The 13,323-nt window shown below is 38.5% G+C and carries 11 protein-coding genes; 1 reads left to right on the top strand and 10 read right to left on the bottom strand.

What is annotated here, in order from left to right; translation table 11 throughout:
* Nucleotides 1–87 precede the first annotated feature (87 nt).
* The 9 genes from MMB69_RS10695 to MMB69_RS10655 form a co-directional block, all read right to left on the bottom strand.
* Nucleotides 88–1,590, bottom strand: a complete 1,503-nt coding sequence (locus tag MMB69_RS10695; RefSeq protein ID WP_013083523.1) for a malate:quinone oxidoreductase — start codon at nt 1,588–1,590, stop codon at nt 88–90.
* Between the two features lie 745 nt (nt 1,591–2,335).
* Complete coding sequence (locus MMB69_RS10690) at nt 2,336–2,932, bottom strand: DUF4352 domain-containing protein (protein ID WP_277447682.1); 597 nt, start codon at nt 2,930–2,932, stop codon at nt 2,336–2,338.
* 235 nt (nt 2,933–3,167) lie between these two features.
* A complete protein-coding gene (locus MMB69_RS10685; RefSeq protein WP_277447681.1) occupies nt 3,168–3,443 on the bottom strand; it encodes an Imm3 family immunity protein in 276 nt (91 codons plus the stop codon).
* 484 nt (nt 3,444–3,927) lie between these two features.
* Nucleotides 3,928–4,317 carry a hypothetical protein gene (locus MMB69_RS10680; RefSeq protein WP_277447680.1) on the bottom strand — a complete coding sequence of 130 codons (390 nt, stop codon included), beginning with the start codon at nt 4,315–4,317 and terminating at the stop codon, nt 3,928–3,930.
* Nucleotides 4,318–4,348: 31 nt separating this feature from the next.
* Nucleotides 4,349–5,215, bottom strand: coding sequence for an EndoU domain-containing protein (locus MMB69_RS10675; protein WP_277448052.1), 867 nt, complete (start codon nt 5,213–5,215; stop codon nt 4,349–4,351).
* 286 nt (nt 5,216–5,501) lie between these two features.
* A complete protein-coding gene (locus tag MMB69_RS10670) occupies nt 5,502–5,945 on the bottom strand; it encodes an SMI1/KNR4 family protein (protein ID WP_063247811.1) in 444 nt (147 codons plus the stop codon).
* Entirely contained in the window at nt 5,942–8,092 is a 2,151-nt protein-coding gene (locus tag MMB69_RS10665) for a T7SS effector LXG polymorphic toxin (protein ID WP_277447679.1), read from the bottom strand. The genes MMB69_RS10670 and MMB69_RS10665 overlap by 4 nt, the downstream gene beginning before the upstream one ends.
* A gap of 200 nt (nt 8,093–8,292) precedes the next feature.
* Nucleotides 8,293–8,565 (bottom strand): DUF5344 family protein, encoded by a 273-nt coding sequence (locus tag MMB69_RS10660; protein WP_045292218.1) that lies wholly within the window; start codon nt 8,563–8,565, stop codon nt 8,293–8,295.
* A 6-nt stretch (nt 8,566–8,571) separates the two neighbouring features.
* Nucleotides 8,572–8,925: a YwqH-like family protein gene (locus MMB69_RS10655; protein ID WP_016764505.1), complete on the bottom strand. Its 354-nt coding sequence runs from the start codon at nt 8,923–8,925 to the stop codon at nt 8,572–8,574.
* A gap of 336 nt (nt 8,926–9,261) precedes the next feature.
* Here MMB69_RS10655 and MMB69_RS10650 point away from each other — a divergent pair, with 336 nt between their 5' ends.
* Nucleotides 9,262–11,394: a GDYXXLXY domain-containing protein gene (locus MMB69_RS10650; RefSeq protein ID WP_264407750.1), complete on the top strand. Its 2,133-nt coding sequence runs from the start codon at nt 9,262–9,264 to the stop codon at nt 11,392–11,394.
* Nucleotides 11,395–11,615: 221 nt separating this feature from the next.
* Here the strand turns inward: MMB69_RS10650 and abc-f are convergent, their stop codons facing one another.
* A complete protein-coding gene (gene abc-f / locus MMB69_RS10645) occupies nt 11,616–13,244 on the bottom strand; it encodes a ribosomal protection-like ABC-F family protein (protein ID WP_277447677.1) in 1,629 nt (542 codons plus the stop codon).
* Nucleotides 13,245–13,323 lie beyond the last annotated feature (79 nt).

Below are 13,323 nucleotides of genomic sequence, written 5' to 3'. Positions count from 1 at the left end.
AAACACCACCTCAAGAAAAGGTGGTGTTTGTGCACGCCTGTAGATTTCTTCACATACACATGTACTGTTTGTTACGGCGTAAAATCTTTAGCTATAAACAGACTCTTTTTTAATTAAACCAAGCGTCTGTGAAGTAGACGCATGAATTTCGTTAAAGAAGTCTGGATGATCAACTAACGACATGCCATAGGAAGGAATCATTTCTTTTATTTTTGGCTCCCACTTGTTCATGTTTTCTGGGAAGCATTTTTCCAATACTTCTAGCATAACGTGAACCGCCGTTGACGCACCAGGAGAAGCCCCAAGAAGTGCAGCAACAGAACCATCAGCGGCACTTACAACTTCTGTACCAAACTGAAGCGTTCCTTTTCCTCCGGCTTCTGTGTCTTTGATTACTTGCACACGCTGGCCTGCTACAACAATATCCCAGTCTTCGCTTTTCGCGTTCGGGATAAACTCACGCAGTTCTTCCACACGTTTTTCATTTGATAACAGCACTTGCTGAATTAAATATTTTGTTAACGCCATTTCTTTGACGCCTGCTGCTAGCATGGTTAAAATATTATTCGGCTTTACAGAACTGATTAAGTCCAGGTTTGAACCTGTTTTTAAGAATTTCGGTGAAAAGCCGGCAAACGGGCCAAACAACAGCGTCTTTTTGTTGTCAATATAGCGTGTATCAAGGTGCGGAACTGACATTGGCGGAGCTCCGACTTTGGCTTTTCCGTATACTTTCCCGTGGTGCTGCGCAATGACTTCAGGGTTATTGCATACCATAAATAATCCGCTTACCGGGAAGCCTCCAATATGCTTGGATTCAGGAATACCTGTTTTTTGAAGTAAAGGCAAGCTTCCGCCTCCACCACCGATAAAGATGAACTTTGCCGTGTGGTACTCAACTTTGCCGCTGTCTACATCTGCGACTTTTACTTCCCACATACCGTCACTTTTACGTTTAATATCTTTTACACTTCGTTTGTAATGAACGTGAACCCCTTTATTCTTCAGGTGGTCAAACAACATGCGTGTTAAAGCACCAAAGTTTACGTCTGTTCCCGAATCAATTTTAGTTGCGGCAATCGGTTCATTTGACGTGCGCCCCTTCATGATTAACGGAATCCATTCTTTTAGTTTGTCAGGACTGTCGGAATACTCCATTCCTTGAAACAACGGATTGTTTGACAGCGCTTCAAAACGCTTTTTCAGAAACGATACATTTTTTTCCCCTTGTACCAAACTCATATGCGGAATTGGCATGATAAAATCTTGCGGATTGCGAATCAACTTGCTGCTTACAAGATAAGACCAAAACTGTCTTGACAGCTGAAACTGCTCGTTAATTCGAATCGCTTTCGTTATATCTATAGATCCATCAGCTTTTTCTGATGTATAGTTTAGTTCACACAGCGCAGAATGGCCCGTCCCTGCATTATTCCATTCGTTCGAGCTTTCTTCCCCTGCGTCTGCGAGTTTTTCAAATACTTTAATGTCCCATTCAGGTGCTAACTCTTTGAGTAATGATCCCAAAGTTGCGCTCATGACTCCGGCACCAATTAAGATAACGTCTGTTTTTTTCTGTACGTTGCTCATTATAACCTTCCTCATCCCCTATATTTGTAAAAAGATGTAGGCGCTCCTGCTTACGTAGTAAAAAAATTCAGGTGCGACCTAAGAACACACCTTTTTCTGTCTCACTTATAACTATATCACAGTATAATTGTCTGATGATTATAAACTATTCAAAAATGATAAAAAAGTGAGAAAATCGCCCACAAATTCCAAAAAACTTATTAAATTCCGTCTGCATTTTCTTTTATTAGTAAACTTTTATACCTACTTCTAAGTGGCAAAGCATCGATTAACAAAATAACAAACTATTCCAAAAATTCAGCTTAAAAACCAAAATAACTGCCTTGAAAATTTCACCTACTATAACTATACTCAGCCCAAAGAACAATCAGCACTATAAATAGAAAAGCCTTCATTCTTTTTGACTAGTTATACGTAGACGTATATATGTATAGAGCACCAGCTCATTCAGGTGCATTTTTAGAAAAATAAGTATATATTGCAATGGCTAATTTTCAGCCCATATCGCAAGTTACAATATCTATGTCATATAACATACCATGAAATAAGTGAATAAGTAAATGATTATTCAGAAATTTATGTTATAAAACCTAACATGTATGTTGACTTTTACATAGGACATACTTAACAGTAATTTACATGCTCCTTTCATTTTAAATTTGTTTAATTACTTTATTTATGCGCCATGGTTGTTGCTGAGTTCAATCAAAATAAGCCACGATTAGCACGTGACTTGTTTTGCTTCTTATTGAGCTGGTTGAATATCATCTTGTGTAAACGTCCAAATACCACGATTTTTACTAAAACCGCTAAATTCAAACTTAAAATCGCCTTCTTTTGGTATATCAAACGTTGCAATACCGCTTTGTTTTTCTCCTGGTGAAATGTTTCCGTTCAAATGATTCTCTGTGGCACCAGAAACAACTGTAGCAAAGTATTGAGTGTTTCCTTTTTGAATATCAAAATGAAGTAGCTCACTTATTTTATGATTTTTCTTTCCTTTATTCTCAATCGTAATATTCATTTTGATAAACTGTCCGTTTTTGTTTTTAGATAGCTCATCATCCGGCACGACTTGCGGAGAGTCTACTGTAATCGTAAAATCATCAACATTAGCAGTTTTACCTAATTTTTTGGTGACCGTATTGTAGAATTTATCCGTTTTTTCTTTATCAAACTTCGCATCAACATTTAGCTCTTTATCGTCCGATTTCTTTTCTGATGAGTCAGCTGAGTGTTTCTCATTTCCACTAGCTTTTTCTGATTCTCCGCTCGAACAAGCCGCAAGCCCTAATACTAGGAAACATGCACTTGCTCCTATTAACCATTTTTTCTTACTCATTACGGGTTCTTCCTTCTTTCGATTAGTATTTTATGTATAAAGAGTTAAATCTACGTAACTCTTAATCCAAAAATAGGATATACCAAATACTAACAGTCTGTCAAAAGTAAATATATTATAACTGTTCTATATATTAAATAAGGACCTTCTGCTCAAAACTCATTCATTAGACAATAGCGGTACCCATATACCTTAGCAAATTGCCATTCACCAAGTATTTAAGTAATGTTTGTTACTATTCCACTGAAGGGTTATGATCAGCTTTTACATGCTTTAGTCCTTCTATTACTTTATTCATTCGTGGCAATAAATCTTTTATTTCGTCTAATGTTAGCTCGTCTTGCGCTTCTTTTGGGGTAAATTCCCCCAATCTTTCTGTTATACCTCTAATGCACCCAACGAAAACTTGTTCATGGGTAATTGCAATTTCTCCAATAGCAGTATCCACAATAAAATCTTCTACCTTGCCTAAATTATCAAATTCATCCGTAAAACAATTAGCTCTACCCATTTTTGCTCGATTCTTGGATCATTATTATCTAGTAATACTCGTGCACCTAAGACTGCTCTAACTTTTTCCTCAAACATTGTGAACATCTCCATTTTAATTTTGCACCTTGCACTGCTTCGTCTCACTCAAATATCAGCTGATTCGATATAATTTAAAGTAAAAAACCTCGAAAGGCATTTAGCCAATCAAGGTTATAAACTTACTCTATTCTACTCATATGCTCAGAAGTAGGCTTTGTACGAACATTTTGTGCGAACATGATGAATTTTTAATATCTATATATCTACTAATATCCTCATTCAATATAGAGATTATCTCTTAGTTACATAAAGCCTTTGTTTGATGTCCTTGAGATCGGTACCAGTTTATACAACACAGCTAGATTTTTGTCAGTAATTTGAAACTTTATAGGGAGGTCATAAAGCTATGTGACTTAGTTACCCATTAAAATAATGGAGTGCCTTTTTTAGTTAATTATTAAAAATTATACACATAAACTGCGTTTCACTTCTGCCAATAAACCTGTCAGCTCAGTTTTCTCTGGTTTATTCTCTACTTCTTTCTTTACATTTTTATCCAAATAATCATAGAATGTTTTAAAATCTAAAAAAGCTATTTGTTCAATTTCAACAGCTGGGTAACCTAGCTCTATCAAAACATGTTTTTCATCTAAAGGTCTAGGTAATTGTGCCATGTCATATTCATCTAAATCAGACTGAAAAAAGGCAAATACTATCTCCTGTCCATAACCTTCTCTTTCGGCAAAGCTTTTTAATGCTTTTTCTAGATATTTTCCATTTATAAAATTAAAATATGTTAACATTAATTTATCAATATCTTCTTTACTTTCATTTACTTGATATTCTCCACTCATTTTTCGTCCTCCAATAACATCGTATTTTTAGTTAATCAACAATAGGGAAAAAGTTTGTTATTTCACCAGCCTCATTTAAATACCCTCTAAATTTTAAACCATTTGAAGCAGTTCCTTCGACAAGTCTCCCATTTACTTTTCCGTTCTGCATTGCTTCCTGTCCCAATCGATAAATTTTGTCGTCACTAATCTTAGATGGGTCATAAACTGTTTTAGGTTCCTTGATATTTTTATATGATACTGGGTCTGCAACATTACCAGCCATATCTTTTCTAGGTATTTTATACTCTACTTCATAAATTCCTTCAATCGATTGATGTGATTTTTTAGACACAATTAAATCATCCGGATTGAAGCCTTGACTTTTCAACGCTTTATTGAATTCATCCATATTGTGACCACCAACAATACCTTTTTTAGTATTAACATTTTCGACATTTATTAGGTGATTTTTTGCATTTTCAACAAAATTAAATTTATTAGCCCTAACAGCATTTTTACCCGTACCCTTATTCTCAATACTTCTATCTTGTTCTTTACCTTTCCCTTCGACCTTCTCCACAGCTTTTGACTCGCCCTTAGAAACATCTTTAACCTTATGCTTGGTTACGGTCTTTTCTGCTTTGTTTACGCGAAGTACGTATTCTGCTCCTTCGCTTCCGTATTTCACCACTTTCCCTGGCACTCTCGCAAAGCCGCCAAAGACAATTCCTGCTCCAGAAACAGAACGGTCAAAACTAGATAGTTCATTCCCAGTAATAGGGTCGTATCCTACACTTACTTCCCATCCACCTTTTACATTGGAAACCACAGGCACCATATCCGCTACAAAAGAAACAGCTGCTAGACCATCTTGTTGTTGCTTTTTGGCTTCCTCCTCATATACACTTCTTGCAATTTCAGGCTTTTTATAATTTTGCTTTAGAGTGAGAAAGTGCCGTAAGATCTTGCTGAGCCTTTGGACTGTTTTCTAGTTCAATTGCTTACTCTTAAGGTGACAGTGCGGCTAATACTATTTGTATGGTATAGCCATTCATGAGTTATGAACTTCATACAGTCAATTTTTATATTTTCCAAAGGGGTAATTTCTCACAAAAAAGCACTTGTTGCCTAAAATACAATCAAGTGCTTACAGTTAATTTTCGTTTTTTTGTTTTATCTTATTACAATTAATATCTTGAATATTAAAAATGTATATTTAATTCTTCACGGATTGCTTTTTCTAAATATTCCTCAAAACTCTCTGCTATGATTTCTTTCCCACCGAAATTAAAGTCAAATGTAATAATTTCTATATTCGGGGAATTAAAGCCTACTGGATTTCCTGCACCGTCTATACCAATAGCAGTAAAATTCTCATACTCTTTAGGGAGTACCTTTCTAAAATGCAGAGATTTCTCAACAAATGATGGTGTCGCAACAAACTCTGCCTCTTTCAATCCCAAAATAATAGCCTCACCAACTGCTCCAGAACCATATCTCAAAAGAAATTCTTTAAAATCCTCTGGCAATTTTACTTTTAGTTCATCTTCTGCTTGGTTTACTTCCTCGATATTAAGAGGTCCTCCAAAGGCTTCTGGGCACATTTCGAACTCTTCATCGATAGCATTTAATATTTCTATCTTCATTCAATGATCCCCCTTTTAATCATTTCATTGGCATATCTTGCCTTCCAATATTCTTTACGCCACTTATTAAATTCTATCCTAGCTTCTCCACTTCCAACTCCACCTGAATTTCCAAATGGATGTTGTCTTTTATTACCTAAATCATGGTATCTGTTAGGCATCTCAATTATTGGGCCCTCAACTTTTTGTTCATGATGATGGAGTATAATTGTATCATTTGCTCCATCTTTTGGTGAGTAACCTTTTTTAAATGAATATATTAATTGTTTATCAGACATATGGGATAATGAACGCTGTGCTTTTACTTCAAATCCTCTAAAATTCGCAGCGAATTTATGAGTTTGATCATAGCCTTCTAGTGCTTGGTGAACATCTTTAGGTAATACTTTATAAATATCTTTTTTTGAATTTAATCTACCCGTACCCTTAACCACTGCCCCCTGATCATTTATCCTCTCAGCATTTGCCTTGCCACCAGGCTTTTCGACTTTCTCCACCGCTTTCGACTGACCTTTCGAAACATTCCCTATCTTATACGCCGTTAACCCATTTAACGCTTCACCAACGGTCTTTCCAGGCAAAGCCTCTCCTATCCCTACCAGTTGAGGTTGAGGACGTAAAGTCGGTATCTCAGCATCTAATAAAGGTTGAAGCTTCTTCTGAACAGGTTCATATACCTTCTTCGACCAATTGCTTGCTGCTTTTGGACTGACGACATTTCGCATATCGCTTAATGTTTTGGTCGCTTTATGGGCAGGTACACGCGGAACGTTTGTTATTTTTGGAACGGATTTTACGGCTCCTGCGGGTTTCGCTCCTCCAATGACGCTCGCAAACAGAAACATGCTGCTTTCCCAGTGCTCTTTTGAAAGAGGTTTGTCAGGATCAAGTGCCTGCTGCCCTACATCTAAGAGTCCCATCGTTGCGTGATTGACAAAGTCATACGGTGAATCAAACGATTTTTCTCCTCGCTCAATTAAGCCTTCTTTGAAGGCAACAGCGCCATCAAATCCACCCATCGTTACAAAGTTTCCAAAATCATATAAGGAGTTGAACTGTTTATCTCCTCTCTCCCCCATACCGGCCCAAACGTCTTGTGCTACTCCTTTAGTACCCGTAACTGTGCCTTTTGCTAAAGTTATAGCACCTTCTCCTACGTCCTTGACTACAGCTTTTATACCGGTTTCTTCTTTTTTAGCTTTAGGATTTTCACAGATTTCTGTAAAGTCAAAGGATTCAGCTGTTTTTTTAGTCCCAACACTCCTAACCTGACCCTGACGCATCACTGACTGCATAAGCATTCCCTCAACGCCCGTAGCGTTTTGAAGAATCTGTTGAGACATTAGCATGCCTACAGTTGAAGAATCGTTGAGCGCCTGCAGGTATGGGCTTTTTTCTAGTTCCACTGCTTGCTCTGCAGGTGACAGTTCCGCTAGTTTTTTCATGTTAGCAGGTGCTGTATCCTGCTGAATTTGCGTTAGCACTTCTCTTATGTAAGGCGAGGTTTTTTCAAGCTTGTGAATTTCTTTTAACTGCTCAGCAGGCGTCATTTCCTGAAGCTGAATCAGTTTTTTTAGGCCTACTTCCTTTATCACTTTCTCTTGTTTTTCTGTTCTTGTCAAGGTTGTTGGAATGCCTTTTTCAAAAACCGAGACGCCTCCTGAATCGTTCATCGTTTTGTCCGCTTTGTTTTTTGCTTGTTCTACTTCTGTTAAAAAACCTTGATCGTTAAGCGCTGAAACAGAAGCAAGATGACTGACTTTTTGAATTGCCGCATTCGCTTGGTCGACAAGCGAAACGGTTGTATTTCTTGTTTGATTTAAATGCGCGGGAATAATGTCTTGCAGAAACGGCTGGGTGATGTAGCCGTCTTCGCTCGGTTCGAATGAGCGCAGCGCATGTGTGATTTGAGTTAGTCGAGCTTCATAGGAAGTGAGTAGTGAATGATACAGCGTTAAAAAAGAAGCATGTCCCGTTTCGTAAAAAGACCGAATCGCTTCTCCTCCTTTTCCTTTAAACGCATCATCTAAGCTTGAAAATGCCTGAACCTGTGAAATCAGGACTTGAATTTGTTCTTTTTGACTTTTAATAGAGTCTAAGATAGCTTGAATATTTTCGTGAAAAGCATCGACATCAAGTGTTTTCAATAACCTGTAACCTCCTAGCTGTATCGATGTAGAAAAACAACAAACGATTAACGAACAATCGCTCGTTATTTTTCTAAACCTAAGCGGACGCTCCTCTTTACAAGGCTTGCATCATCCGCTAGATAAAACCTTTTTATTTGAATGCCACATCTATGCTGGTTGAAAGGTTGTTTTTGATAGCTTTATATAAAATATGAACATTATTTAGCGGCGTTTGCAGCTTTTTCATCTGCTTCTTTTATGGACTGCACGGATTTTTTGGTGGCGTTCAAATCATCGAGGAGCGTTTGCTTGTAGTCCACAATTAACGTTTGCAGCTGCTGGTTCAGCTGGTTTAATTCATCGAGCACCGCTAGATCTTGTCCGCTTCCTACGTGAAACGGAAAAAGCGGCTGAAACTGCTGCGCAGCAGCGCTTAGGTCACTAAGTGTTCTATTAATTTCACCATCTATTACTTTAATTTCGTCTGCCATATTGCATCACACCTTATCTTTTGCTTCGTCTTCTTGCATTTTAATGGCGCGTTCCATCCCTTGTATATCCGATTGAAGCGCCGTAATTTTTGCTTCAATTGTCGTAAGGGCATCCGTCAGCTGACGGGTCAGCAAATCATCGTATTCATCTAACATAGCGGTGCGGATGTCTTCAAACCCAACAGCAAGGCTGCCTGACCAAGTGGCGGAAGTGAGCTCTGGTTCTTTTACCTTTTCCTTTGCACGTTCAAGCTCGCCTTTGACTTCCGTTAACGTGTTTTTACTAGCGGTAAGCTGCTGGATATCTTCATGTGCCTGCTTCACTTGGGTATACAGATGAGCAACAAACATCTCATTCATATGATGACACTTCCTTTATATCTATCTCTTGGTTCCTCTAACAGTAATTCCCTTTTATAGCTTATCAAATAAAGAAAGAGAGCACATCGGCACGTTTTCTTATATTTTTTGGGAATAATGTAGGTTTTTAGTTCAATACCCACTCTTCAGGATAAAATAACCAAAACTATCTTACCATTGACAATTTATCAAGATTTTTGGACTACTTCACTTGTTATTTCCACGCCACTAAAAGGCCTTTTTACACAATTTTTTTGTTAAAACGCATTCATTCTTTCTATTTCCAAATATTTAAACATGCGCTAGTATATACATAATATAAAGAGGAGGTTGAGTATGAGAGAAAAGCTCGTAAGACTCGGTTATTTACTGGGGTTGGCTCTTGTTTTGTCCGGCATTTTATATTTCTTTGCATCGAACTGGCAAGGCTTTGACCGCTATACTAAAATTGCGCTGAGTGTGGGGCTGATGCTGCTGTTTTACGGAAGTGCGTTTGCGGTGCGAAAGCTGCTTTCTCAGCAGGCATTTTTAAGTCACTGGACGCTTTTGGCCGGCGCTCTTTCATTTGGATTAAGCATCGCGCTTCTTTCTCAAATTTACAACACGCACGCTGAATCGTACTGGCTGTTTTTAATTTGGCTTGTGCCGGTTATTTTGTTTAGCTTTTTTACAAAGTATCAGCCGTTTTATGTGTTATCGTTTGTTTTATTTCAATTCACCATGGCTTTTTTCATTTCACCAACAGGCGCAGTTTCACAGCGAGGTGAACATGAAACAATTTTACTTTACGCAGGAATGGCGTTTGTGAACTTGATTATTTTTTGGATCATAAAAAAGAAACAGCTCTCGTCTCCTGTGATCATGTATGCGGCGTTTTGTTTGTTTCACTACATTTTTTTAACTCTTTCTCTGCCGGATTTCACAGGCAGCTCTAGCTTACGGATTGGTCTTATTATTTTTTATTTGCTGTTTTTACTAAGCTCCTTTTTTTATTTTTCAAAAGTGGAGCCGCAAAGGTCATTTTTAGGGATTTCCATTGTGGCATTTGCTTTATTTGTTATTGAACAGTTTTTCTCTTTTATTTTTAAACACTACGCTGAATGGTCACTGTTTTTAGCTTTAGGGTTCGTGATTTTGTTTATTGGTGCAAGCGTGTGGTTTGTTAAATGGCTCACTGCCAACACTTCAGCACAAAAAACTTCGTTGCGCGTGATTAAACGTATAGCGGTAATTGGGATTACGGCCATTGCATCGGTAATTGGCAGCAGCTCTTTAGGAGGACTCGTCACACTTATTACAGGAACGTACCCAACAAACGGAATGCTTGTAATTGGTGTTTTGCTGATTGTGGGATGTTATTTAATTAAAGCAGATATTCCAACCGTGAAATATACGCTTTTAATGATGGGCGTATTAATTAGCGGCGGCGCTTCTTTTTTTGTGAACGACATTCTGTTTTTTATCTACGTCATCGCACTTGTAGCGCTTTTAGTATTCACGAACCATACGCCCGTTCGCCTGTTGCTTTTTGTGCTAGTGCAAGGGCTCCTGTTAATAAAGGTTCCGACTGCTTACTATGACACTATCAAAATAGATTATGTGCTGCTCGCTTTGTTTCTATTAAATGCCGCTGTGTATGCGATAAACGTACACCACGCGTTTAAAAAAGCGGCGCTGCTTCTTGCTTTTATCTTTTTACTGTCGCTGACTGAATTAAGCGAACCTTCTTTTTTAAATATCATTTACTGCACGGTGTTTTTTGTAATTTCGACCGTCTTTTTATTTGTGACGGTACGAAAAGAGCCAAAATATGATTTTATTGTTGGCATGATTTTCTGGTTTGTTTTTTTAGCGATGAAATATTACGACTTTGTGTGGGATTTATTTAATAAATCGCTTGTGCTCGTTATTTTAGGCCTGATCTTTCTTTTCCTAAGCAGGAAATGGGACCTGTCAACGTCTGATCAGCCGCAGCCGTCGTTTCTTGACCGCAGCCGAACTGCTGTATGGATCATCATTCTTGTTCAGCTCATTATGCTGGGCGGCATTTTCACTAAAAACGAAGTGCTTCTTCAAAACGGAAAAGAAATTAAACTCGCTTTACAGCCGATCGATCCGCGCTCGCTGCTGCAAGGCGATTACGTTGAGCTGAATTACGACATTGCGCACGTTACCTTACCTCATGTGAAAGACGGTGAAAAAGTGAAGCTCGTTCTTCGCCCTAACAAACAAGGCGTGTATGAATACGCAAAAATCTACCAAGCGGATGATGACTGGAATAAGCCGTATACTTCTAAAAAGAAAGACGTTGTCATTACGGGCAGCTATCACGACTGGGGAATTCAGTACGGAATTGAACATTATTTTATTCCAGAAGGAACCGGCAGCAAAGTGGAAAGCGAAGCTCGTTTTGCTACTGTACGCGTTGGAAAAAATGGAGATGCCATTGTTACAAAAGTAGGCAAATAAAAAAGCAGCCGCTTCAACATTGAAGCGGCTGCTTTTTGTTTTAATTGATAAATACGCTGATGATCATCGTTAGAATAAGAATCACAAAGAAAATAATGATTCCATAGCCAATCCATTTTATTCTTTTGGGCGTTCCTTTTACATTCATATCCGTTATTTTTCCTTCAATACGCTTTTGATGTTCAGTAACATCATTGTATTCATTGTTAGGTGAAGTGATATTACCCTTCCTTTCTATTTAATCGTTTTCTTTCTTCTAAAAGCTCTTCATATCTTTTTTCAAGACGCTGCTTGTCTTTTCCTTCTGGCGTGATAGAAAGCTCGCTAATCACTTTTGTTAATTCTAGTTGAAGCGCAAGTTTCTCGGCTTCATTTTGCTGCTGTGACGCTTTTTTGCTTTTACCCGTATCTTCAATCGCCGCAAGCTCCGCTTTGGATTCTTTTAACGTCAAAACATGCGTCGCAAGCTTTTTAACAAAATAGCGGTCGTGCGTCACAAATAAAATCGTCCCTGGATAAGCTTTTAACACTTCTTGAAGCGCTTCTTTTGTATAAAGATCAAGATAGTTGGTCGGTTCATCTAAAAGAAGAACGTTATAGTTTCCTAAAAAGACTTTTGCTAATGCCGTTTTGACTCGTTCTCCTCCGCTTAGCATCTCTACTTTTTTATACACGTCTTCACGTTTGAAAAGTAAGCGCGATAGCACCGTACGAATAAACTGCTCGGTGTACGGACTGTCTTCTTTAATGTTTTCTAAAATGCTTTTAGCGGGATCTAGATTTTCAAGGCGCTGATGGAAAAAGCCGAGTTTTACAGGCTTCGCAACCGTGATGCCTTCTGTTTTCTGCTCAATCATATTCAGCAGCGTAGATTTTCCGGCGCCGTTTTTGCCGACAATCGCTACTTTCGCTCCTGGCTTCACACCGCCTTTTAGATTTTGAAACAACATATGATTACCAGCTGATGCTGATACTGTGTCAAAGCTCAGTACCTGCTTGCTGTGTACTTGGTGAAACTGCGATAGGTCAAAATGGATTTCTTCCATTTCTTTTGGCTTTTCTTTTTTCTCCAGCTTTTCAATTCTTGTTTCAATCGCTTTTGCGCTTCTATCTAGCTTCGCTTTTTGTTTTCCGACCGCTCGCTTATGAAGTCTCGCTTCAGAATTGCCCATGCGGCTCGGCGCTTTTTTAAGCGACTTTGATTTTTGGCTTTTTTCTTCAGACGCCAGTTCGAGCCGCTGCTTTTCTTTTACATACTGTTCATATTCAAACTGCTGTCTTTCAACCGCGTGTTTTTTTTGCGTCACATATTCTTGATAATTGCCTTCATAACAGTGAATTTTGCCGCCTTCTACTTCCCAAATAGACGTACAAAGGCGGTTTAATAATTCTCGGTCATGTGAAATCAGCAGCAGACTGCCTGTAAAAGACTTCATTTCTTCTTCAAATTTCTCTACGCCTTTTACATCTAAGTGGCTCGTTGGCTCATCGGCTGCAAGCAGTTCCGCGCCGGATGAAAGAGCAGCTGCAATTTTCTTTCTTGTTTCTTCTCCTCCGCTAAGAAAGTCCGCTTCAGTTGGCACACTCCACTGACTTTTCATCTCCGGAGAAACGTCTCCTGTAGGTTGAACATCAAGCTGCGGAATCAGTGAGGAACGGCCATATGTTTGCACAATCCCTTGATCTGGACTCATTTTTTTCATTAAAATATGAAGCAACGTCGATTTGCCTTCTCCGTTTTTCCCCACAATTCCAATTCGCTCTCCGCGATGTACTTGAAGTTTCTCTGCTTGAAACAGCAGGCGATCTCCATAGCTTTTTTCAATATTTATAGCTTCTAACAATAACATAAAAAAACCTCCCTAGGATTTCTAGAGAGGATTAGAGGTCATAATTAGGCATACGCAAATATGCACCCTTTTATAGAGT

It is taken from the genome of Priestia sp. P5, assembly GCF_029522155.1.
GTDB classification, from domain to species: Bacteria; Bacillota; Bacilli; order Bacillales; family Bacillaceae_H; genus Priestia; species Priestia megaterium_E.
This window is presented reverse-complemented; position numbering and strand designations above follow the sequence as displayed.